Below are 24,808 nucleotides of genomic sequence, written 5' to 3'. Positions count from 1 at the left end.
AGCCACTTATAAACTTTTTCTCTATGATGCGACAATAATTAATTGTGAATTAGCATACTTGGTTAATGAGACAATGAAGCATCAGTTTAAATTTAATCCTTTAGCGACAGCTATTTTTACGCTCTTATGTGGCTCCATACAATCAAGTTATGCTGAGTCAGCTGATGTTGTCTCCAATATAGACAATAATCAACTTAAAGCGAGCATCAAAGAAGCCTACCCGGGTCAAGAATTCTTTCAACAGTACTATGTTGATAAATCTGCACCTGAGGCCCAGCTTCGTGACAATAAATATTTAAGCTCGGCATTTTGCCAGGGTACTTGGGTTACACCGATTAACCCACAGACCAAAGCCTTAGATGCCGATAAGACAACCTCTGTCGTTACGGCTAATTATGGACATTATAATCCTGCCGGTGACTCGGTTTTAGAAGGCGATGTCACTATTGATCAGGAAGGACGCACAGTTCGTGCTGACAAGGTTACGATTGATAAGACACAAACCTTTGCACACGCACAAGGCCGAGTACAACTCGCTCAAGGTGGGTTGCTTTCACAGAGTGACGAAATTAATTACAACCTAAAAAACCAGACTGGTAATTTAGAAAATAGTTTTTATATTTCTGAACAGCAACATGCTCATGGTCATGCAGGGAAAATCGAAAGAACATCACCAAATGTGATGGTTCTTAACGATGCTACCTACTCGACTTGTCCACCGGGTCAAAAACCTGGTTGGAAAATTCAAGCAAATAAAATTGAGTTAAATCAGGAAACTGGACGTGGTACAACCCACGGAACAAAACTATATGTTAAAGATGTTCCAGTTCTAGCAATTCCCTACTTTAATTTCCCAATTGATGATCGCCGAACTACAGGTATTCTCAATCCACAGTTTGGTTTCTCAAACGATGGTGGTGTTGAGCTTTCTGTTCCAGTTTATTTAAACCTTGCACCTAACTATGATCTGACACTTACTCCGCGCTATTTAGCAGACCGCGGTGCAATGTTAAAAGGTGACTTTAGATATTTAACCGATGGCTTTGGTGCGGGTGAAATGTGGGGTGGCATGTTGCCATCTGACAAAGAATATGATGATAAAGATCGTAAAGATTTCCATTTCTTACATAACTGGAATATCAACGATCAATGGTCGACCAATCTAGAATACAACTACGCTTCAGATAAAGACTATTTCTCAGATTTAGATAGCAGCCCTAACTCTAAAACAGACCTAAACTTACGCAGAGCATGGGAACTTAACTATCAACACGGTATTCCGGGTTTAAAAGCTCAGCTTAAAGTCGAAGATTTCCAAACACTTGATCCTGATATTGCCGATGTTGATAAGCCTTATGCACGCTTACCACAATTCTTATTAAATTATGTCACGGGTAATCCATTAGGTTTACAATACGAATTTAATAACGATACTGCATACTTCAAGAAATCAATTAATGATGATTCTGCTCAGGAAAGTAGCGGTACACGTATTTACAACCAGTTTGCAACACGTTACAACTACCGCACACCAGCTGCATTTGTAATCCCTGAAGTTTCAGTACGTTCTATTCAAACATTCTACGATAAGGACAGTATCGCATCTCAAGGTCTAGATGGCGGTTCTGAAAATAAATCAGTCGTTGTACCTCAATTCACATTGGATACTGGACTGAATTTTGAACGTGAGGGCAAGTACCTACAAACACTTACCCCTCGTGCGTTTTATGCATATGCTCCATACAAAAACCAAGACAACTATCCAAATTTTGACTCAACTTCAGCATCAGTAAGTTACGATCAATTATTTAACCCTTACCGCTTCTACGGACATGACCGTCTTGAAGACAACAACTTTCTATCACTTGGCGTAAGCTATAGCCTTTTTGACACAGTCGGCTTAGAGCGTTTACGTGCAAGTGTTGGTCAAAGTTATTATTTTGAAGATCGTCGTGTGACATTAAAGCAACAAGATGAGATTGATACTGAAAGTAACACTGGTCCAGTTGTAAGTTTAACAAGCCAGTTAAACCAAAACTTCACCATTGCTGCTAACTCAGCATGGATGTCGAATGGTGACAATGCTCAGCGTGATTTCCAAGTTTATTATACTGGAGATAAAGGAAACCTATATAACTTAGGCTATTTCTACCGTAAAGATATTGCAGGACGTCAAGATACTTACGATCAGGTTGTTGCATCGTTTATACAACCAGTTAAAGATAATTGGCGTATTATGGGCCACGTACAATATGACATGGACAATGATGTTGCCCGCGAGATATTACTAGGGGTTAACTATGAGTCATGTTGCTGGGGCATTTCTGTCTATGGTCGCTCATACTATAACGATCTAGATGATCCAAAATCTCCAGATGTTAGTGAAAAACGTGCCATTATGGCCGAAATTACGCTAAAAGGTTTAGGTGGTTTAAACAATAAACTCGCGTCTTTACTTGAAAATCGCGTTTTAGGTTTTAACAAAATTAATCAATCTTGGACACAACGTTAATGAAGACAAAGCATCTTAAACAGTTTTTTAAAGCAACTACCCTTGCTGCCCTAATCTCTTCATCAATGCATAGTTTTGCCCAACCCGCTGATGAAGTTGTGGCAATTGTGGACAATAGCGTAATTTTAAAAAGTGATCTTCAACAAGGGATGGCTGAAGCCGCTCACGAACTACAAGCACAAAAAAAAGAGGTTCCACCTCAGCAATATTTACAATTTCAGGTGTTAGATCAACTCATCTTGCGTGAGGCACAACTTGAACAAGTTAAAAAATATGGCATCAAACCTGATGAAAAAAGCTTAAATGAAGCAGTCTTAAAAGTAGCAAGTCAATCTGGAAGTAAAAGTTTAGAAGCTTTCCAGCAAAAGTTGGATGCTATGGCACCAGGAACTTATGAAAGTTTACGTGGCCGAATCGCTGAAGATTTAGCGATTAGCCGTTTGCGCCAACAACAAGTCATGTCCCGTATTAAAATTAGTGACCAAGACGTAGAAAACTTCTTGAAATCACCTCAGGGACAGGCTGCTTTAGGCAACCAAGCACACGTAATTCATATGCGTATTACTGGTGATAATCCGCAGGAAGTTCAATCTGTAGCTCAAGAAGTACGTTCGAAGCTTGCACAAAGTAATGATATAAACGCATTGAAAAAACTTTCAACTGCAAATACAAAAGTTGAAGGTGCTGACATGGGATTCCGCCCACTTTCAGACATTCCCGCCGAACTTGCAGCCCGTATTACCCCATTACAAGAAGGTCAAACAACCGACTTAATCTCAGTACGTGATGGTGTACATGTTTTAAAACTTATTGAACGCAAACAAAATGAGCAAAAAGCTTTAGTACCTCAATATCAAACTCGCCATATTCTTATTCAACCGTCTGAAGTGGTTAGCCTTGAAAATGCCAAGCAAATTATTGACAACATCTATAAACGCTTAAAAGCTGGCGATGATTTTGCAACTCTTGCAGCGACCTACTCAAATGATACAGGCTCTGCGCGAGATGGCGGCAGCTTAGGTTGGGTTACTCCAGGCATGATGGTGCCTGAATTTGACAAGAAAATGCAGGAAATTCCTGTCGGTGAAATCAGCGAACCATTCCAAACTCAATTCGGTTGGCATATTTTACAAGTAACTGAAAAACGTGAAAAAGATATGACTCATGAATATCAAGAGCGTATGGCACGTCAAATTTTAGGTGAACGTCAATTTAATACTGAAATCGACAGCTGGTTGCGTGAAGTGCGTGCGAATGCTTATGTAGAAATTAAAGATCCAAGTCTAGACAAAAAGAACTTACAAAAGTAAGTCTTTTGTCTTCATTAAAACCTGCGTTCATCGCAGGTTTTTTTTATGAATAAAATTCACTTAATAAAAAACCGGTTATAAATAACCGGTTTTTTTAAATTAAACCCTAACGGGAATTATTTATAACGATCAACCATTTTCTCTAAAGAAATTGGACGAATCTTGTCAGCATTTCCAGCTGTACCAAATGCTTCATAACGATCGATACAAATTTGCTTCATTGTATCAACTGTTTTAGCAAAGTATTTACGTGGATCAAACTCAGATGGATTCTCTGCCAAAAATTGACGAATCGCACCAGTTGAAGCTAAACGTAAATCAGTATCGATGTTGATTTTACGTACACCGTGTTTGATTGCTTCTACAAGCTGCTCAACAGGTACACCATAAGTTTCGCCAATATTACCGCCAAACTCATTGATTACCTTTAACCATTCTTGCGGAACAGAACTCGAACCATGCATTACAAGGTGAGTATTTGGTAATGCCGCATGAATTTCTTTAATGCGGTCAATTGCCAAAATATCTCCTGTAGGTGGACGCGTAAATTTATACGCACCGTGTGAAGTACCAACTGCAATTGCTAGTGCATCAACATTCGTATCAGCAACGAACTGAGTCGCTTCTTCAACAGAAGTTAAAAGTTGTGAGTGGTCTAGCACACCTTCTGCGCCAACACCATCTTCTTCACCAGCCATACCAGTTTCAAGGCTACCTAAACAGCCAATCTCACCTTCGACAGAAACACCACATGCATGCGCTAAAGCAACAACATTACGAGTTACATCAACGTTGTATTCGTAAGATGTAGGTGTTTTACCGTCTACACCTAATGAACCGTCCATCATCACAGAGCTAAAGCCAAGCTGAATTGAACGCTGACAGATATCAGGGCTTGTACCATGATCTTGGTGCATTACCACTGGAATATGTGGCCATTCTTCAATTGCAGCCAAAATAAGATGGCGTAAGAATGGAGCGCCTGCATATTTGCGAGCTCCAGCTGATGCTTGAACAATTACAGGTGAATTGGTTGCATCCGCGGCAAGCATGATTGCGCGCATTTGTTCTAAGTTATTTACGTTAAATGCTGGTACGCCGTAGTTATGTTCAGCAGCGTGATCCAAGAGCTGGCGCATTGAAATGAGTGCCATAATATCCTCCCAGGTAGTGCGGGTTATTCTACCCTTTCATTTATTTCAATTCAGCAACAAATCACAGTATTTCAAAAAAAATCCCCGCATATGCAGGGATTTTTTAACAAAAAACAACAAATTAATGTGTTTCTGAAGCAGCCGCCTCACTTGATGCACTACCTTCAACCACATCAGTATTCTTTTCATCTAAAACTGGCTTATCAATCGCATCAATTGCTGCTTGTTGCTCAGGCGTTACTTTTTCAGAAACAGCAGTAGAAGCTGCCGATTCTTGTCCAGCCTGAGATGCTTCATCTTTCTTAGCACAAGCAGTCAACATCATCGGTACAATTAACACAGCAGCAAATGTAAGCTTTAAATTCATCACTATTGTCCACAGTTGGTGATTTAATGCTCGCTATTTTATTGCAGATATATGACAGTTTAATGACCTATCCATGAAAAAAGGGACTGGCAACCCAATCCCTTATTGTTTTTAGATAACAGTATTAAGCACGCTCAAGTAAAACTGCAACTGCTGGCAAAGTCTTTCCTTCAACAAACTCAAGGAATGCACCACCACCTGTAGAAATATAACCAATTTGATCAGCAACGTTATATTTATCAATCGCAGCTAAAGTATCTCCGCCACCAGCAATAGAGAAACCAGCAGATTCAGCAACAGCCAGCGAAAGCGCTTTCGTACCTTCACCAAATTGATCAACTTCAAATACGCCTACTGGACCATTCCAAAGAATCGTTTTTGATGTTGTTAAAATATTTGCAAATGCTTTAGCTGTTTCCGGGCCAACATCTAAAATCATGTCGTTTGAAGTTACATCTTCTACTTTCTTCACAACTGCTTGCGCTGCTGCTAAAGAACCCAAGAAATCTTCAAAATTAATTTGCGAAGCATCCGCAACTACCACATCTGTAGGAAGTGGAACACTTACTTTCGCTGCAATTTGTTTTGCAGTTTCAACTAAATCAGCTTCGTATAGTGACTTACCAACATTGAAACCAGCAGCTGCCAAGAATGTATTTGCAATACCACCACCAACGATAAGTTGATCACAAATACTAGAAAGTGAGTTTAAAACATCCAGTTTAGTTGAAACTTTAGAACCTGCAACAATTGCAACCATTGGTTTTTCAGGAGTTTGCATTGCACGGCCTAGTGCATCTAACTCAGCTGCCAATAAAGGGCCAGCTGCAGCTACAGGAGCAAAACGAGCTACACCTTCAGTAGAGGCTTCTGCACGGTGAGCAGTACCAAATGCATCCATCACAAATACATCGCATAATGCAGCATATTTTTGTGCAAGCTCTGGATTATTTTTCTTTTCGCCATGATTAAAGCGTACATTCTCAAGCAATACAACTTGACCAGCTTCAACTTCTACGCCATCTAGGTAATCAGTTAACAATTTAACTTCTTGACCCAATACTTCTGTTAAATAAGCAGCGACTGGTGCAAGTGATTGTTCCGGCTTTGGTTCACCTTCAACAGGACGACCTAGATGTGAAAACACCATCACTGCTGCGCCTTTTTCTAAAGCAGCCTTGATTGTTGGTAATGCTGCACGTAAGCGAGCATCACTAGTAATCACACCATTTTTGACAGGAACGTTTAAATCTTCACGAATAAGGACGCGTTTACCTGTTAAGTTAAGGTCAGTCATACGCTGAAAATTCATGTAAAGCTCTCTTTATGATTTTAAAAACGCGCCAATTTTAAATGATTACATCAAAAAAGGTTAGTTTTTTTGCATAAAAGCTGTAGAAAGCGTGAGTTTTGATTATGATAGACATAGTTATTTGATATTTCATCCATTATGTCTATTCATCCAGATCCGCAAATTAATCGTTTAAATGTTTTAGGGGAACCTTTAGCAAGCTGTTGTTTCGACCCTATTACTGGCTATTTTAGAAATGGTTTCTGCCACACAGCAGTAACAGACCTTGGTCAACATACCGTATGTGCGCAAATGACCTCTGATTTTTTAAATTTTTCACAAAAAATAGGTAATGATCTTATTACCCCGTTACCAGAAGTAGATTTCCCTGGCCTAAAACCCGGTGATTTCTGGTGTATCTGTGTAACCCGCTGGGTAGAAGCATATCAAGCAGGTCAGGCACCTCCTATCAAAATACATGCATGTCACCAAGCTGTATTAAGCTATGTACCTTTAGATGTTTTAATGGAATTTGCAGTGTAATGGTTCAGCCACAAATTATTTTGGCGTCAAGCAGTCAAACACGTAAAGCCTTAATGGATCGCTTAGGGATTAACTATATCTGTGTGAGTCCTGACATTGATGAGAGCCCTCGCAATGAAACCCATGCCGATGAACTTGCGAAAAGGCTAGCTTTCACAAAAGCTCAAGTGGTTGCTGCACAAAACCCACATGCAATTATTATTGGTTCCGATCAAGTCGCATGGCGAGAACACGCTCCTAACGACTTTATTGGTAAACCAATGACCACTGAGAATGCCAAAATACAGTTAGCAGAAAACTCAGGTCGAACTGTCTTCTTTAGTACGGCACTCAGTGTGCAATGGCTTGATGGGAATTTTGAGCAAACGCTTGTTGAACATTATCAAGTTAAATTCCGAACCCTAACTCAAGCTGAAATTGAACGATATATTGCATTAGATCAACCACTCCATTGCGCTGGTAGCTTTAAGTGTGAAAGTTTAGGAATTAGTTTGTTCAAAAAAATGACTGGCCTAGATCAGACGACACTTATGGGTTTACCCATGATTCAACTTTGCCATATTTTAAGGCAGCTTGGTCTACAAATTCCTTAATTTTAGATGTTTTTATAAATAGGTTATTTCCATGACAGAACCTTTAGCAGTTTTAGGCGGTATTACTGCCGAACAATTTTTAGCAGAATATTGGCAGAAAAAACCTTTACTAGTACGTAACGGGTTGCCAGAAATTGTAGGTCTTTTAGAACCCCAAGATGTGCAAGAACTTGCTTTGGAAGAACATGCGAGTGCCCGACTCATTCGCCAAAAAGATAAAAATCCAAATGAATGGCACGTCAAGTCTTCACCTTTAACCAAGGGTGATTTTCAAAAGCTCCCAAAACTATGGACGCTTTTAGTACAAGCTGTAGATCATTATTCATTTGATCTGTCTGAACTTTGGAAAAAATTTCCATTTATTCCTCAATGGCGCCGCGATGACATTATGGTCTCCTACGCTCCTAAAGGTGGCTCAGTAGGAAAGCATTTTGATTTTTATGATGTGTTTCTAGTTCAAGGTCATGGACATCGTCGCTGGCAGTTAGGACAAATGTGTGATGCAAATACTTCCTTTGTACCAAATCAACCATTAAAACTCTTGCCAGAAATAGATGTACAATTTGATGAAATTTTGGCACCTGGTGATTTACTATATGTTCCGCCTGGAATGGCACATTATGGCGTTGCTGAAGATGATTGCCTAACGTTCTCATTTGGCTTTCGCATGCCAAACGTTGCAGGGATGATGGAACGTATTAGTGATCAATTTTCAGCTAACACTTTATTGCAAAATCCTGTTGTCGACATCGCACGCAAACAGATGAGTCAAGTTGGTGAAATTAATACCTCTGAACTTGGCTACTTAAAAGACTTAGTATTAGCTCAATTACAAGATTCAGCAGCACTTGATGCCGCTATTATGTCTTATATGAGTGAACCTAAATATCCAGATAATATTCCAGAGGCTGATGAAATCGAAGCCGATGACTTGAAGGAAATTTTGCACGAAGGTTACGAGGTTCTTTTAGAGCCAGCCTCTCGACTACTCTATACAGAAAAAAGCGGAAGCCTAAACTTTTGGGGAAATGGTGAAGCGCTATTTATAGTTGAGTCCTTTGAGCAAAAATTAAAAGCAATTGCTAATGGAGAAAGTCTAGCTTTCGATAGCCAATTTAGTGATGATGAAACGCTAGAAAACGTTGCTCACTTGTTAAATGAATCTATCCTGATGCTTTTACCTCCTGCAGAGTAAACATCTTAATAAAAGTAGACTTTTTAATGAGCGTGGAAAAGTCTACTTTTTAAATTAACAACCTAACTCAAAATAAACTCGATTATTGCTCATTAAATTTATCTGCAAATCCTTAAATAGCGCGTAATCAAAGTTATTAAGCGTAAGAAATCTTGAAATCAAAATTAAAAATAGAAAATCTTATTATTAAAGAAATAGCATACCTCTTACTTACTTTTTCCTTAAAATCTAAACGATACCGTTTAAAAAAATAATATCTTTTTTCTATCAATAACAAACAATACCTTGTAAAATTAAAGGTCCAGATTCTCATTAATACAGATCACATTTCAAGCAAATAGCAATTCATTTGTGAGAGGCTAAAAAAATATGTCGAAAAAAGATGACATTATTAACACCGCATTAAGACTTTTTAACTCGTATAGCTATAATTCTATAGGTGTAGATCGCATCATTAATGAATCTGGTGTTGCAAAAATGACTTTCTATAAGCATTTTCCATCAAAAGAAAAGTTAATTGAAGAATGCCTACTTCTACGGAATACGCTTTTACAAAATTCGCTTACTTCTGCTTTATCACAACATGATGAGTTAGATCCTCTCGCGAGAATTAAAGCAGTATTTTTATGGTATTCCGACTGGTTTAATAGTGAAGATTTTAATGGCTGTATGTTTCAAAAAGCTTTGGAAGAAGTTTTAAAACAGTATCCATCAACACACCAACCCGCTACGTTGTATAAAGCTTGGTTGACTCAACTTATGCAAAATCTTCTTAATCAATATGATGTAAAAGAACCAGGTCCTTTATCTTTATTACTCGTTAATATATTGGAAGGTATGACCATTCAAGCTCAGGTCGAACATGGTTCAATAAAAATCTATGATTATTGGAATCGGGTTGAAAAGTTAATCGACTTTGAAAGAGCAGCTTAAAAATAAAGCGTGATGTTCTTCTTCTTATATTAATGTTCTTCTTATCTATCACGCTGCGTCTGAAAGTCATTTTGGTTCTAAATTAGACGTTTTTTTCGACCCTACCGAACCAAAATATACAGACCTGTCTGTACAAAACAGATTATATATTTAAAAAATAAAAACTCAATCACTTTTTATGATTCCTTTAAAGATAAATTAGATTTAACTATTTATCCGAGTGAAATAGCAGTTATTTCATATTAACTTCAATTCACTTATACTTAACAATTAAACTTATAACACAATGCAACACTTTAGACACAAAAGAACTACAAACAACTGTTTTTAATTAAAAATACTACTTATTTATCAGTTCCCCTTATATTGCTTTTCAACAAAAACAATTGGATTGATTAGTTTTGCTACATTCATTTCTGCAAGATCAATCTATACTATGCCCGCTATATTGATATAGGTATAAAGTATGAAAGATGGACTCCAAATTGAAGAAATGAAAAATGCGGCTGATTCAGTCGTTGGAATTCTCAAATCTTTGGCTAATACAGATCGTTTATTAATTTTATGTCACTTAGCTTATGAAGAGCTAAATGTCTCACAAATTGAAGAGAAGACTCAAATTACACAGCCCACTCTTTCACAACAGCTTATGATGTTACGTAAAAGTGATGTTGTATCAACTCGTCGCGATGGTAAGCAAATTTTTTATTCTATTAAGGATGATAATATGCATTCAATTTTAAATACGCTTCACCAACTGTATTGTGCAAGTAAATAAAATCTTTAAATTATAAATTTATAATAATAGTAGTAATTTCCTGAAATATGCGATTTTTCAGCTTGAAAGCTTAGAGTCTAGTCCAAGCACAAAGTTTTGAAAATTCGCGTAGCTTTTCCAAAGTTTTACTTACCTCTTTACTCTTTTAAAATTCATTTCTCTGTAGTTTATCGGATACTTGCACAGCTTTTTGATCTAATTAATTTTTCAATGAGCATTTAACAAACAAAATCACCAATTATAGATTCCCATATTTAAAATTAATCAAAATAAAAACAATGACTTAATATTACCAATAATTATAAAAACTTATACTTGCTATAAAAAAGCTTAAGATTCACAGCACTTAAGTATAAAATACTCCGCTTGTTCAACCTTTAGCCATGATTAGGTTAATAAGGCCTTTATATGCTTGCATTCTTTTCTCGATTAAGCTTAGTCACTAAGATTATTATCGCCATTATTCTAGGGATAGGCGTTGCATTACTATTTCCGAACGTTACGCCTTATTTAAGTTTATTTGGTGAGCTTTTCATTAAAGCCTTAAAATCGGTTGCCCCTATTTTAGTTTTTGTATTGGTGCTTTCCTCTATTGCCAACTTCCAAGTAGGCCATAGTGCAAATTTACGCCCAGTCTTACTTCTATACGTAATAGGTATGTTGCTAGCCGCTTTTAGTGCTGTTATTGCAAGTTTATCTTTTCCAAGCACTCTTTATCTCAACACGGTTTCTCATAATAATTTACAAGCACCAGGAAGTTTAGCTGATATTTTAAAAAATCTGCTTTTAAGCTTTATTGCGAACCCTGTTCAAGCAATTAGTGAAGCAAACTTTATTGGTATTTTAGCTTGGGCAATTGGTTTAGGTTTAGCCATGCGCCATAGCTCAGACACCACAAAACAAGTGATGCAAGATGTTGCACATGCTGTCAGTGCTATTATTCACAAAGTAATTGCTTTTGCACCAGTCGGTATTTTTGGATTAGTTGCAGTGACTTTTGCAGATGCTGGTCTCGCGACGCTTGAAAGCTATGCACACTTATTAGCGGTATTACTAGGAACAATGTTATTTGTTGCCCTCGTGGTTAACCCTATTTTGGTAGGCTTAACAATCCGCGGCAATCCATATCCATTAGTTTTTAAATGTTTAAAAGAAAGTGGTATTACAGCATTCTTTACACGAAGTTCTGCAGCCAATATTCCGGTTAACTTAGATCTGGCTGAGCGATTAGGTGTTAATCCATCTACAGCAAGTGTGTCTATTCCATTAGGTGCGACAATCAATATGGCTGGTGCGGCAGTGACAATTACTGTACTCACACTTGCAACTGTACATACACTTGGTATTCATGTTGATTTAGCTACAATGGTTATTTTATCAGTTGTTGCTACAGTTTCAGCATGTGGTGCATCTGGTGTTGCGGGTGGTTCTTTACTTTTGATTCCAGTAGCATGTAGTTTATTTGGTATTTCAACCGAAATTGCTATGCAAGTTGTTGCAGTGGGTATGATTATTAGTGTATTGCAAGACTCTACAGAAACAGCGCTTAACTCTTCTACGGATATTTTATTTACCGCAGCTGTAGATATTCGCTCTAAACAAGCTTATTAAACACATGCCATTTCAACGTCTACCAAACTGGTTCCAACTCGGAGCCTTTTTACTGGCATTCAATGCCGGAATGATTAATGTATTAGGGTTAATTACCCTTTTGCATCAATCTATTTCACATATGACTGGCAACGTTAGTATGCTAGCTATGAGTTTGGTAGAGTGGCAGCCGAAACATATCATTTTCTTGCTTCTAGTAATTATTTGTTATGTTTGTGGTTCATTTTACAGTGGTTTTATTTTAGGCAGCAGTCACTTTCGATTAGGTCGTCGCTATGGCTTACCTTTGAGTCTGGTTGCCTTATTCATTTTTCTTTGTTGGCTATTACTACCTTATTTTCCACGCTATGGATTATTATGGGCTTGTACAGCGATGGGCCTACAAAATGCGATGGTAAGCCATTATAAAGGAACCATTATTCGAACTACCCATCTATCTGGTGTTTTAACAGATATTGGTTTAGCCCTTGGATACAAAGCTCGAGGCTTACCAGTAGAAAACCGACGTATTGTTTTACACTTACTTATTTTTACAGGTTTTCTGCTTGGTGGGATACTCGCAGCACTAGTACATCCGTATTTAAAGTTACAAGCATTTTTATTGCCAGCAACTTTAAGCTTAGTCTTAAGTATTTCTTACTGGGTAGTTTATCTCTATAGCCCTTCAACTTCACATAAGGATTAAGTCATGGTTAAAAATGCCTTACAAGCACAGCTACTGAAAGCTGGGTTAGTGGATAATAAAAAAGCAAAGAAACTAACAAAACAAGCTCACCATGAGCAACGTATCGGTCAAAGTGATGAACCAGCAATCAAAGCAAATATTGAAAAAGCTCAACAAGAAAAGTTAGCTAAAGATCAGGCTTTAAACTTAGAAAAACAACAACAGCTTGAGGAAAAAGCCCTCAAAGCATCAATCATTCAAATGATTAAACATCATAAAATTTCAAATACTGATGGCGATAGTGTTTATCAATTTATTGATGAGAGTAAGATCAAGAAGGTATATATTTCTCAGCAAGTATATAATGCACTTGTTACCGGTAGCTTAGTCATTGCTAAAGACCAAGATCAATACGCTTATTTGCCAAAAGCTTTAGCTGAAAAAATAGATCAAAAAATGCAAGGTTTCATTTTAATGAATAATGCTGAGAAAAATGAACAAGCCACTGATGAAGAAGATCCTTATGCAGCGTATGTTATTCCTGATGATTTAATGTGGTAATACATACAAGGGCCTTTATGATGCAGGTATAAAGGCCTTTTTCGATTTGGCTTAAAAAGTATTAATTTAACAAACGTTCAAAATATTAAGAAAAAAATACTTAAAGAATAAATTCCTTCACCACTTTATCTATTAATCCCGATATAATAAATCATAATTTTTAAGTCCTCGCGACAGTCTTGAATATTTCTTCAGACATCCAATTTTTACGTCATGTACTAATGAATGACGTACAAAGTAATCAGTTCATATGTATTTACACATGCTCAAAAGATCAAAAACCTAAGTAATATTGATCTAACTGACTTTTCTGTAAATTTAATTGCAAAAACTTAATTAAGTGGCTTTTGTCTTAAAGGTAGTAATTCATGCTGAAGTGGTTTGAAAAACTTGTAGATCCCTACCCAACAAAAGGTCTGGATGAACCTTTACCAACTCGTTTTTTCCCATTTGTCTGGCAAGCGACAGAAGGCTTACGCCCCTACTTATTCTTACTTATTCTTTTTACAGCAGGTGCTGCAAGCTTTGAAGCCTTACTTTTTTCAAAGATTGGACAACTCGTGGATTGGTTAAGTAAAAGTCATCCTGAAAGTTTTTTAAGTCAACATGCGACTGATTTACTAATTTTAATTAGTGTTTTATTTGCTAATATCTTTTTCGTAAATTTTCAATCTATTATTAAACATCAGATTTTATATAGTACTTTTCCAATGCGTTTGCGTTGGCGTTTTCATAATCTGTTATTGAAACAAAGCTTAGATTTTTTCCATAATGACTTTGCTGGAAGACTTTCTGCAAAAGTTATGCAAACTGCCCTAGCAGTCCGTGAATTCTGGATTATTTTGGGTGACATGTTAGCATACGTGGCTATTTACTTTATTACGGTTAGCATTGTCCTTGGGGCTATTTCCCCTATTTTGTTAATACCACTTTTAGTTTGGTTAACTTTATTTCTCTTAAGTGCATGGTTCTTTATTCCCCGTTTAAGTAAAGTTTCTCAGCAACAAGCTGATGCCAGAGCAGTTATGACTGGCCGCATTACTGATGCTTACACCAATATTCAAACTGTTAAATTGTTTGCTCATGCGGGACGTGAGAGCCAATATGCAAAAGCCTCAATGAAAGAGTTTATGACAACAGTCTATGCTCAGATGCGTTTAGGCACTCTTTTTGAAATAAGTATCAACATGCTATCAGCTGTTTTATTTATTGGTGTTATTGGCACGTCAGTTTGGCTATGGACTCAAGGTTTAGCAGCATTAGGTGTAATTGCAGCGACTACTGCCATGATTTTAAAGCTTAATAGTATGGCTGAATTTATGATGTGGCATATGTCCGCGTTATTTGAAAATGTCGGAACCATTCAAGATGGTATGCAGACATTAGGTAAAAAAATCAATATTCAAGACAAACCAGATGCAAAAACTCTTGAAGTTGCCAAAGGTGAGATTGTATTTAAAGATGTGAGTTTTGCTTATAACAATAAAAATGTAATTGATCACTTCAATTTACATATTAAAGCAGGTGAAAAGATTGGTATTGTTGGGCGTTCAGGTGCAGGTAAATCAACTCTAATCCAACTGCTTTTACATTTTTATCATCTTAAGGACGGTGAAATTTTAATTGATGGCCAAAATATTGAAAATGTGACTCAAGATAGTCTAAGAGCCAATATTGCCTTAGTAACCCAAGATACGTCTTTATTACATCGCTCAGTGGCTGAAAATATTAAATATGGCCGTCCAGATGCATCTGATGCCGAGATGGAGAATGCTGTAAATAAAGCCAAAGCAGCCGAATTTATACCTCAATTGGTTGACTTAAAAGGTCGTAATGGATATCACGCCCAAGTCGGTGAACGTGGTGTAAAACTTTCTGGTGGTCAAAGACAACGTATTGCTATCGCACGTGTATTCTTAAAAGATGCTCCTATTCTCATTTTAGATGAGGCAACCAGTGCACTAGATTCAGAAGTTGAAGCAGCGATTCAATCCAGTTTAAATGACCTGATGGTTGATAAAACGGTTATTGCAATTGCACACCGATTATCTACTATTGCACAAATGGACCGTTTAATTGTTCTTGATGAAGGTCGAATTGCTGAGCAAGGAACACATGAAGAGTTAATTGCACAAAATGGAATATATGCACAATTATGGAAACGCCAAACAGGCGGTTTCCTATTTGAACAAAAAGTTTTACAGGGTCAAGATTAATGCTTTATTTAGAAGATTTGAAAATTGGTGATCGTTTCATTAGCCGTGAATATGAAATCACCTTAGATGAAATCAAAAAATTTGCAAACTCCTATGACCCTCAAACATTTCACACAGATGAAGAGCAAGCTAAGCATGACCCTATTTTTCAGGGGATTGCTGCAAGTGGCTGGCATACGTCAGCTATCACTATGCGTTTATGGACAGAATGCATGCCTATTCATGGCGGCCTAATAGGTTCTGAATCTAGTCTACGATGGCCACGCCCTACTCGACCTGGTGATAGAATTCATGTTGAAGCTGAAATTTCAGCTATCACACCATCCAAAACAAAATTAGATCGTGGTATTGTTAGTTACGTTACGCAAGCCTTAAATCAACATGGGGATGTTTTACTTATTTCAACAACAAAAATTGTTGTCTTTAAAAAAAATGTTTAAAAATGGTTGATATGATTGTCTAACAGTTTTTATAAACTCAGATTATATTTCATGACAATATGTGTAAGAAATGCATGTGAAAAATTGATGAGAGCAATGGAACGCATATGAAAATTACCTCAGCTCGTCAAGATCAGGGTATTCCGGGTGTCTATGGCTTATTGCTATTAGATGTTGTTTCACGTTGGGGATACAACGACGAAACATTATTTGCTCCATTTCATCTTACTAGCGAGCAACTGGCGGATCCTGACTATCGTATTTCTACACCAGTAGCAAATGAACTGGTAAAACACGCGCTTAATTTAACTGGCGAAACTACGTTGGGTTACCATCTTGGTACTCAAATGCGTATTTCAATTCATGGCTTCATTGGCTATGCAATTATGACAGCCAAAGATATTACTGAAGCAATTGCTCTTGCGGCTCGCTTTATTCAGCTACGCTTACCCTTTTTACAATTATATTTCTCAACTTTTGGGCCCAAAGCAACCTTACAATTACAGTGTGATATTGAACTTGAACCTTTGCGTACAGAAATCGTTTTAGGTTTAACCATTGGTATCATGAGCATGGCGAAAGCGATTACTGGTATTGAAGATTTAGCTGGTGATGTAGATTTAGATTTCCCAGAACCAGAAGGTTTTGACAAATATAGAAATAAGCTAAGCAGCACAATTCGCTTTAACCAACCTCATTTAATTTCAAGTTTCGATAAAAAATATTTAGGGATAAAATTGGTTAATGCTGACCCTATCGCAAGTCAAGTTGCTATTAATCAGTGCGAAGCTGAACTATCCGCTTTAGGTGAACGCCGTCGTTTAGCAATGCGAGTTCGTGATATTTTAAGTAATTCTGAACAACATTATTTAAGCATCGAAAATGTAGCTGAATGTCTACATATGTCTGATCGAACGCTCAAACGTCAATTAGCAGCGGAAGGAACATCATTTTCAACGTTAGTTGATGAAGTACGCTATCGACATGCAACATCTTTACTTTCACGTACAGATTATAGTCTTGAACAAATTGCTGATGAACTTGGCTATTCGGACGTTGCAAATTTTAGCCGTGCTTTTAAACGCTGGAGCGGCCGCAGTCCGAGCAACTGGCGTAAAGACCCATACTTATAATTTTTAAAACTATTGGACACAAGCTTAAGGAGTTACCATGAATCATCCTTCGGAACTGAAGTATGCACGTACACATGAGTGGGTAAAGATTGAGGGTAATCTTGTTATTACAGGGATTACCGATCATGCACAAGATGAACTTGGCGATTTGGTTTACGTTGAAACTCCAGAAGTTGGAAGCCAAGTTACCGCGGGCGAACAAGCTGGTGTAGTTGAATCAGTAAAAACTGCTTCTGATATCCATGCTCCAGTTTCAGGCACTGTAGTAGAAGTAAATACTGACCTTGAAGATGATCCTGATTTTGTAAATGACGATCCATACGGTAAGGGTTGGATTTATAAAATCAAACCAGACAATATTGCCGATGTTGAAAAACTTTTAACAAATGCAGAATATGAAGCCGGCCTATAAAAGATAGTCATAGCTTTTCATATTTAATAAAAACCAGTTTAGTCTTAAACTGGTTTTTTCTTTATCTATTCAAATTCACTTTTATGAATCGGTGACTTCTATGACAAAGCTTGTTGTATTCTCTGGCGCAGGAATGAGTGCCGAAAGTGGAATTAGCACTTTTCGTGATAGTAATGGTCTATGGGAAAATTACGACATTCAGCAAGTTGCCACACCTGAAGCATGGCAAAAGAACCCTGCTCTAGTTCAACGCTTTTATAATGAACGACGTAGAAATATTTTAGAATCTCAACCCAATTCAGCTCATCAATATATTGCCAAGTTACAGGACTATTTTGACGTACAAGTTATTACTCAAAACATTGATGATTTACATGAACGTGCCGGAAGTTTCAACGTTTTACATTTGCATGGAAACATTCGGTTAGCAAAAAGTTCTGGCCCCAATGCACAATTTACAACCCAGTTTTATAACATTAACGGTTGGAAACTAGACTTAGAACATGACTTTTGCCCAAATGGTTATCCCCTTCGTCCACATGTAGTTTGGTTTGGTGAAGCTGTACCTGCTTATGAGGAAGCCATTAGAGTCGTGCAAAGTGCAGATATTTTTATTGTAATCGGCTCCACATTAAGCGTATATCCAGTTGCGGGTTTAGTGCATGAAGTTACAGCTCAATGTAAAGCATACTATATAGATCCCAAAGCAGATCATAGGCGTGTTCCCCACCAATATGAATTATTAAAGATGTCAGCGACTCAAGGAATGCATGAACTTTTTGAAAATTTAATCAATTAATTGCTAATTTTAAGGATTAAATAAATGTAATTTGAATAAAAACTACTATCTTTTAGATAAAACTTCCTAACATTGTTTCAATTTTGCTCAATAAAACTTTATCTCCTAACCATTTTGTAACTAGATTTAGAGTTATTTTTTTGAAATATTTTTTATTCTCCCCAAAATTTTAAAAAAATAAATATTAAAAAATTATAAGCTAATGATTAATATTATAATTTTTCTCTTTAAAAAACCACTTATTTTAAGTTACACAATGATACAAAAGTACAATATAAAAATAACAGAGTAAAAAAAATCTTTTGTGGTTGAATCTCAACCTCTTGAATGCCGTACAAGAAAACAGCGACCTGGATTAGGTTACAATCACGGATTATGGATATAAGGACACACATCCATCATGAGTTATTTTGATCCCACCCTCATCATGTTTATGGTGTACATCGTAGCAATGGTACTTATTGGCTTATTTGCCTACCGTGCTACAAGCGACTTCTCCGATTATATTCTCGGTGGTCGTAGTTTAGGCAGTTTCGTTACTGCGTTATCCGCAGGCGCATCAGACATGAGTGGCTGGCTACTCATGGGTTTACCAGGAGCGATTTATCTTTCTGGTCTATCTGAAGCGTGGATTGCAATTGGTCTAATTATCGGTGCTTGGCTTAACTGGCTACTGGTTGCTGGTCGATTACGCGTTCATACTGAAATTCAAAACAATGCATTAACTTTGCCAGATTATTTTACAAGCCGTTTTGATGATCAGAAAAAAGTACTTCGCATTTTCTCTGCCGTTATCATCTTGGTTTTCTTCGCTATTTACTGTGCTTCAGGCATGGTAGCTGGTGCCCGTTTATTTGAAAATTTATTCGGCATGTCATACAACACAGCCATTTGGCTCAGTGCTATTGCAACCATCAGTTATGTTTGTATTGGTGGATTCTTAGCAATTAGCTGGACTGATACATTCCAAGCTGGATTGATGATTTTTGCTCTATTGTTAACACCAATTGTGACTTATCTTGCAATCGGGGACACAACACATTTTGTTACCCTCATTGAAACTGCTCGTCCACATGCATTTAACATCTTCTCAGATTTTGGGGTGGTAGCAGTTTTATCCTCCATGGCATGGGGCCTCGGTTACTTTGGTCAACCCCACATCCTTGTACGTTTCATGGCGGCTGATTCAGTAAAATCTATTCCTGCTGCTCGTCGCATCGGTATGACGTGGATGATTTTATGCTTAATCGGTGCTGTAGGTGCTGGTTTCTTCGGTATTGCTTATTTTGAACAACACCCTGAATTAGCAGCAGTTGTGAGTAAAAACCCTGAAACTGTATTCATGGAATTGACTAAAATTTTATTCAATCCATGGATTGTGGGTATCATTTTGGCTGCAATTTTAGCTGCCGTTATGAGCACGCTAAGCTGTCAACTTTTGGTATGTTCAAGTGCTTTAACTGAAGATTTATACAAAGGTTTCCTCCGTAAAAATGCATCTCAAAAAGAACTCGTATGGGTTGGTCGTCTCATGGTTCTTGCCATTGCTCTTCTTGCAATTTTTCTTGCAGGGAACCCTGATAGTAAGGTTCTTGGTCTTGTTGCTTATGCATGGGCTGGCTTCGGTGCAGCGTTTGGTCCGCTTATCATCTTGTCATTGTTCTGGAAACGTATGAATTTACAAGGTGCTTTAGCTGGTATGATCGTTGGTGCAGTTGTAGTAATTGGCTGGAAAAATCTTTTCGCAAGCACAGGTGTTTACGAAATTATTCCAGGCTTTATCCTTGCATTTATTAGCATCATTGTTGTTAGTCTTTTAACTAAAGCGCCAAATACTACGGTAACTGGGCGTTTTGAAAAAGCAGATGAACTCTACAAAGAAAGTGTATAAGTTATTGAAATAAATAAAGGGGCTTCGGCCCCTTTATTTATTCTTGGTTTTAATTTTAATTTTAGAAGTGTCTTTTACCACTTGCATGACTGGATAACTACGAGTCTCTTTGACTCCCGGCAATTGCCACAACACCTGCCCAGCAATGCGTCTAAATTCCTCCATACTGCCACTGCGTAATTTAATTAGAAAATCAAAGCCACCACTCACCATATGGCATTCAACAATTTCCGGATAGTGCACCACAGCATCAATAAATTCATCTAAAACGTTAGGTGTCGTTTTATCCAGTAATACCTCAACAAACACCAGAAAATTAGCATTTAACTTAACTGGATTTAATTTAGCTTCATATCCTAAGATGAATTCATCTTTCGTTAATTTCTGAACTCGGGCCATCACAGCTGTTGGAGATAAATTCACAAGTTCGGCCAATTTACTATTAGAAATTCGCCCATCTGTTTGAAGAATATCCAAAATTTTTAAATCAGTGCGGTCAAGGCTTAATATTGGGCCATTCATCTGAATTTTCCTCTAAAAAATTGGTTAAATATAGTGAGTTATTCGGTGTTTCTTCTGTAATGATAAATTATCTAAACCTCTCTACTCAAGATGAGTTTACGAGAGCTGGTTGGCGGAAACAGATATGAACACAATGGATACTTTTCATCAAATGGATAAATCTCACCAAGGCTATATCACCGAATTCAACGATAAAAGTGAGTTTGAACAACGCATCAATACAGCTTGGCGACGTGCTGAACCAGAAGCTGTAGAAGAGCTTTTACAAGCTGCTGCGGTATCTGATGATTTAGATCATAAAATTTATGATCTTGCTTTTAATCTTGCTAATAATTTACGTGAACGTAAGACCTCTTCGGGTAAAGCAGGTATTGTTCAAGGGTTATTACAAGAATTTTCTCTTTCTTCACAAGAAGGCGTGGCACTCATGTGTCTTGCTGAAGCTTTGCTTCGTATTCCAGATTCAGCAACACGTGATTTGCTTATTCGAGACAAGATCAATCAGGGTAACTGGAAAGAACATGTTGGCCAAAGCAGCTTAATGTTTGTAAATGCTGCTGCATGGGGCCTCATGTTAACTGGTAAGCTTATGGAAACTCCAAAGCAAACCAGTCTTTCAAGTGTACTTACTGGCCTCTTAGCACGTAGTGGTCGTGGCATTATTCGTAAAGCTGTTGACGTCGCAATGCGTATGATGGGTGAGCAGTTTGTGACTGGTGAAACCATTGAAGAAGCTGTAGACCATGCGAAAGTACTCGAAGACAAAGGGTTCCGTTATTCTTACGATATGTTGGGTGAAGCAGCCTTAACCGAACATGATGCTGAACGTTACTTTAACGATTATACGCAAGCTATTCATGCAATTGGTAAAGCATCTAATGGTAAAGGCGTTTATGATGGCCCAGGTATTTCAATCAAGCTTTCTGCTTTACACCCTCGCTATCAACGCGCGCAAATTGAACGTGTTCATCAAGAGCTTTACGGCAAAGTATTTGAACTCGCTCTTTTGGCTAAAAATTACAATATTGGTTTAAATATTGATGCAGAAGAATCAGAACGCTTAGAAATTTCGCTTGAATTACTTGAACGTCTTTGCTTCGAGCCAGAACTTGCAAACTGGAAAGGCATCGGTTTCGTTATTCAAGCTTATCAAAAACGCTGTTTCTTCGTGGTTGATTATATTATTGACCTTGCTAAACGCAGCCAAAAACGCCTCATGATCCGTCTTGTGAAAGGTGCGTATTGGGATAGCGAAATTAAGAAAGCACAAATCGAAGGTATGGACGATTACCCTGTCTTCACGCGTAAAGTACATACCGATTTATCTTATATCGCTTGTGCTAAAAAATTGCTTGCTGCGCCAGAATTTATCTATCCGCAATTTGCAACTCACAATGCTCAAACATTGGCAACAATCTATCATTTAGCTGATCCAAACAAATATTATGCTGGTCAATATGAGTTCCAATGCTTACATGGCATGGGCGAACCGCTTTATGAACAAGTTGTTGGTCCACGTGAACAAAATAAATTAGGCGTGCCATGCCGTATTTATGCTCCTGTTGGTAACCATGAAACGTTATTAGCTTATTTAGTTCGTCGTTTACTTGAAAATGGCGCGAATACTTCATTCGTTAACCGTATTGCAGACAAAACACTTAAAGTTGAAGATCTTATCCAGTCTCCAATTTACGACATTCGTCATGCTGCTAAGCTTGAAGGTTCAGTTGGTTTAAAACATCCATCTATTCCTTTACCTTTAGATACGTACGGAACACTTCGTAAAAACTCTAAAGGCTATGATTTAGCAAATGATGCTCCACTTGCAGCTCTAGACAGCACAGCTCAAGAATTGCGTAATCGTGTTTGGCAAAGCCATCCATTATTGGCAAATAACGATTCATTAGAGCAAGGTCATTCTGTTGCAATTACAAACCCAGCACAAAATGATGAAATTGTTGGTTATGTACAAGAAGCTGATCTTAAGCATGTCGAAATCGCTCTTACTGCAGCTGAACAAGCTCAATCAGAATGGTCAAATACGCCTAAAGAACAGCGTGCTCAACACTTAAAACGTGCAGCTGACCTAATGGAAAGTCGCATTCAAGAATTGATGGTTTTACTTTGCCGTGAAAGCGGGAAAACTTATGCCAATGCCATTGCAGAAGTTCGTGAAGCTGTAGATTTCCTACGTTACTACGCAACTCAAGTTGAGAATCTTCCTGCAAATACAGCTATTCAGCCACTAGGTACGGTACTTTGTATTAGCCCATGGAACTTCCCTCTTGCGATTTTCTCTGGCCAAATTGCTGCCGCATTAGTAAGTGGTAACTGTGTTATTGCTAAACCGGCTGAACAAACACCATTAATCGCAGCTCAAGCAGTTCAGATTTTATGGGAAGCTGGTATTCCACATGGTGCTGTACAGCTACTTCCTGGCCGCGGTGAGACAGTCGGTGCTCAGCTTAGCCAAGATAGCCGTATCGATGGCATCATGTTTACAGGTTCGACTGAAGTTGCAAAAATTTTGCAGAAGACCGTTGCGAAACGCTTATCTGATAATGGGCAATCTATCCCTCTCATTGCAGAGACTGGCGGTCAAAACGCCATGATTGTGGACTCCTCAGCTTTAACTGAACAAGTTGTGCTTGATGTTGTTAGTTCTGCTTTTGATAGCGCGGGTCAGCGTTGCTCTGCTTTACGTATTTTATGTGTACAAGAAGACAGTGCTGCAACCGTTATTAAAATGCTTAAAGGTGCAATGCAACAGTTGATCGTAGGTAACCCTGCAATTTTAAAAACTGACATTGGTCCTGTTATTGATGACGAAGCAAAACAAACGATTGACCAACACATTCAAAAAATGAAGTCTAAAGGCTACCCAGTACATCAGTTGATGTTCGGCGCAACAAGCCAGAATAAATTAGATAAAGGGACTTTTGTTGTACCTACAGCAATTGAACTTCCTAATCTTGATGACTTACAACGCGAAGTTTTTGGTCCAGTTTTACACATCATTACCTATAAGTATGGTGAGCTTGAACAACTCATTTCACGAATTAATGCCAAAGGTTATGGGTTAACAATGGGTCTACATACCCGTATTGATGAAACCATCCAAACAGTCATTCAACATGCTGAAGTGGGTAACCTTTATATCAACCGTAATATTGTTGGTGCTGTTGTTGGTGTTCAACCATTCGGAGGTGAAGGCCTATCTGGTACAGGTCCAAAAGCTGGCGGTCCGCTTTACATGTATCGCTTAATGCAACATTGTTCAAACAAAGTATTGGCAACACCATTTGCCATGAAGACTGAACAAACTGCTTTTGAAGGCTTTAACCGTGAGGTTTATCAGAGCTTACAAAATTGGACGAAACAGCATTTACCGCAAGCTAATCGTGATATCGAACCATTTGGTGTTGGTAAATTCTATGAGTTACAAGGCCCTACTGGGGAAAGTAACCAATATATTATTTTACCGCGTCATCGTGTTCTTTCAATTGCAGACACTGAACAAAATCAATTGCATCAGTTGCTCGCAATTTTTGCAGTGGGTAGCCAAGCAGCAGTAATGCCAAATAGTCCATTATTGGCAAAATACAAACAAACTTTGCCAAAAGATGTGCTTGCAGCAATTACTACGGTTAAAAACATCACATCAGATGATTTTGATGCAGTTTTACATCATGGTAACCGTGAAGAAATCTTCTCATTACAGCAAGAAGTTGCTAAACGTTCTGGTGCAATTGTGGGTATTACACACGTTGAGCCGAATGAAACTATTCCACTTGAACGTTTAGTGATTGAACGTGCAATTAGTGTGAATACAGCTGCAGCTGGTGGTAACGCAAGCTTAATGACAATGACTGATTAATCGATA

The 24,808-nt window shown here is 37.9% G+C and carries 21 protein-coding genes; 17 read left to right on the top strand and 4 right to left on the bottom strand.

The genetic code is table 11. The features are described from left to right. Positions 1 to 73 precede the first annotated feature (73 nt). Together ACS125_RS12365 and ACS125_RS12360 are read left to right on the top strand one after the other, a co-directional pair. Positions 74 to 2,512: an LPS-assembly protein LptD gene (locus tag ACS125_RS12365; protein ID WP_238611169.1), complete on the top strand. Its 2,439-nt coding sequence runs from the start codon at positions 74 to 76 to the stop codon at positions 2,510 to 2,512. After that, entirely contained in the window at positions 2,512 to 3,822 is a 1,311-nt protein-coding gene (locus ACS125_RS12360; RefSeq protein WP_174739164.1) for a peptidylprolyl isomerase, read from the top strand. Before ACS125_RS12365 ends, ACS125_RS12360 begins: the two co-directional genes overlap by 1 nt. A 116-nt stretch (positions 3,823 to 3,938) precedes the next feature. Here the strand turns inward: ACS125_RS12360 and fba are convergent, their stop codons facing one another. The 3 genes from fba to ACS125_RS12345 all read right to left on the bottom strand — a co-directional run bounded on the left by fba (position 3,939) and on the right by ACS125_RS12345 (position 6,655). Then, the gene (gene fba, locus ACS125_RS12355; RefSeq protein WP_005304678.1) at positions 3,939 to 4,976 is read right to left on the bottom strand and encodes a class II fructose-bisphosphate aldolase; all 1,038 of its coding nucleotides are present in this window, start codon (positions 4,974 to 4,976) and stop codon (positions 3,939 to 3,941) included. Between the two features lie 121 nt (positions 4,977 to 5,097). Beyond that, entirely contained in the window at positions 5,098 to 5,343 is a 246-nt protein-coding gene (locus ACS125_RS12350; protein WP_013198094.1) for a hypothetical protein, read from the bottom strand. A 124-nt stretch (positions 5,344 to 5,467) separates the two neighbouring features. After that, positions 5,468 to 6,655 (bottom strand): phosphoglycerate kinase, encoded by a 1,188-nt coding sequence (locus ACS125_RS12345; RefSeq protein ID WP_004792764.1) that lies wholly within the window; start codon positions 6,653 to 6,655, stop codon positions 5,468 to 5,470. Positions 6,656 to 6,793: 138 nt separating this feature from the next. Between ACS125_RS12345 and ACS125_RS12340 the strand changes: the two genes are divergently transcribed. The 14 genes from ACS125_RS12340 to putP all read left to right on the top strand — a co-directional run bounded on the left by ACS125_RS12340 (position 6,794) and on the right by putP (position 20,403). Further along, positions 6,794 to 7,177, top strand: coding sequence for a DUF2237 family protein (locus tag ACS125_RS12340; protein WP_003651438.1), 384 nt, complete (start codon positions 6,794 to 6,796; stop codon positions 7,175 to 7,177). Next, a complete protein-coding gene (locus ACS125_RS12335) occupies positions 7,177 to 7,770 on the top strand; it encodes a Maf family protein (protein ID WP_174728443.1) in 594 nt (197 codons plus the stop codon). Before ACS125_RS12340 ends, ACS125_RS12335 begins: the two co-directional genes overlap by 1 nt. A gap of 31 nt (positions 7,771 to 7,801) precedes the next feature. After that, positions 7,802 to 8,965: a ribosomal protein uL16 3-hydroxylase gene (locus ACS125_RS12330; protein ID WP_004792768.1), complete on the top strand. Its 1,164-nt coding sequence runs from the start codon at positions 7,802 to 7,804 to the stop codon at positions 8,963 to 8,965. A gap of 369 nt (positions 8,966 to 9,334) precedes the next feature. After that, complete coding sequence (locus ACS125_RS12325) at positions 9,335 to 9,898, top strand: TetR/AcrR family transcriptional regulator (RefSeq protein ID WP_004792769.1); 564 nt, start codon at positions 9,335 to 9,337, stop codon at positions 9,896 to 9,898. A 466-nt stretch (positions 9,899 to 10,364) separates the two neighbouring features. After that, positions 10,365 to 10,676, top strand: coding sequence for an ArsR/SmtB family transcription factor (locus tag ACS125_RS12320; RefSeq protein ID WP_002121379.1), 312 nt, complete (start codon positions 10,365 to 10,367; stop codon positions 10,674 to 10,676). Between the two features lie 408 nt (positions 10,677 to 11,084). Continuing rightward, positions 11,085 to 12,287 carry a serine/threonine transporter SstT gene (gene sstT / locus ACS125_RS12315; RefSeq protein ID WP_296511002.1) on the top strand — a complete coding sequence of 401 codons (1,203 nt, stop codon included), beginning with the start codon at positions 11,085 to 11,087 and terminating at the stop codon, positions 12,285 to 12,287. A gap of 4 nt (positions 12,288 to 12,291) precedes the next feature. Continuing rightward, on the top strand, positions 12,292 to 12,972 hold the full coding sequence (locus ACS125_RS12310; protein WP_004792773.1) for a YoaK family protein: 681 nt from the start codon (positions 12,292 to 12,294) through the stop codon (positions 12,970 to 12,972). Positions 12,973 to 12,975: 3 nt separating this feature from the next. Then, positions 12,976 to 13,512, top strand: coding sequence for a DUF2058 domain-containing protein (locus ACS125_RS12305; RefSeq protein ID WP_004792775.1), 537 nt, complete (start codon positions 12,976 to 12,978; stop codon positions 13,510 to 13,512). A 368-nt stretch (positions 13,513 to 13,880) separates the two neighbouring features. Then, a complete protein-coding gene (locus tag ACS125_RS12300) occupies positions 13,881 to 15,728 on the top strand; it encodes an ABC transporter ATP-binding protein (RefSeq protein ID WP_004792777.1) in 1,848 nt (615 codons plus the stop codon). Then, positions 15,728 to 16,168, top strand: coding sequence for a MaoC family dehydratase (locus ACS125_RS12295; RefSeq protein ID WP_004792778.1), 441 nt, complete (start codon positions 15,728 to 15,730; stop codon positions 16,166 to 16,168). The genes ACS125_RS12300 and ACS125_RS12295 overlap by 1 nt, the downstream gene beginning before the upstream one ends. Positions 16,169 to 16,275: 107 nt before the next feature. Next, complete coding sequence (locus tag ACS125_RS12290) at positions 16,276 to 17,301, top strand: AraC family transcriptional regulator (protein ID WP_004792780.1); 1,026 nt, start codon at positions 16,276 to 16,278, stop codon at positions 17,299 to 17,301. Between the two features lie 37 nt (positions 17,302 to 17,338). Further along, complete coding sequence (gcvH, locus tag ACS125_RS12285) at positions 17,339 to 17,713, top strand: glycine cleavage system protein GcvH (protein ID WP_443272392.1); 375 nt, start codon at positions 17,339 to 17,341, stop codon at positions 17,711 to 17,713. A gap of 91 nt (positions 17,714 to 17,804) precedes the next feature. Beyond that, complete coding sequence (locus tag ACS125_RS12280; RefSeq protein ID WP_443272390.1) at positions 17,805 to 18,512, top strand: SIR2 family NAD-dependent protein deacylase; 708 nt, start codon at positions 17,805 to 17,807, stop codon at positions 18,510 to 18,512. A gap of 400 nt (positions 18,513 to 18,912) precedes the next feature. Continuing rightward, on the top strand, positions 18,913 to 20,403 hold the full coding sequence (putP, locus tag ACS125_RS12275; protein WP_004792784.1) for a sodium/proline symporter PutP: 1,491 nt from the start codon (positions 18,913 to 18,915) through the stop codon (positions 20,401 to 20,403). Positions 20,404 to 20,436: 33 nt separating this feature from the next. Here putP and ACS125_RS12270 read toward each other — a convergent pair whose 3' ends face one another. Beyond that, on the bottom strand, positions 20,437 to 20,925 hold the full coding sequence (locus tag ACS125_RS12270) for an Lrp/AsnC ligand binding domain-containing protein (protein WP_004792785.1): 489 nt from the start codon (positions 20,923 to 20,925) through the stop codon (positions 20,437 to 20,439). 124 nt (positions 20,926 to 21,049) lie between these two features. Here ACS125_RS12270 and putA point away from each other — a divergent pair, with 124 nt between their 5' ends. Continuing rightward, positions 21,050 to 24,802 carry a trifunctional transcriptional regulator/proline dehydrogenase/L-glutamate gamma-semialdehyde dehydrogenase gene (gene putA, locus ACS125_RS12265; protein ID WP_443272388.1) on the top strand — a complete coding sequence of 1,251 codons (3,753 nt, stop codon included), beginning with the start codon at positions 21,050 to 21,052 and terminating at the stop codon, positions 24,800 to 24,802. Positions 24,803 to 24,808 lie beyond the last annotated feature (6 nt).

Origin of the sequence: Acinetobacter sp. PFS20 (genome assembly GCF_052261015.1) — a bacterium.
In the GTDB taxonomy this organism is placed as follows: domain Bacteria; phylum Pseudomonadota; class Gammaproteobacteria; order Pseudomonadales; family Moraxellaceae; genus Acinetobacter.
This window is presented reverse-complemented; position numbering and strand designations above follow the sequence as displayed.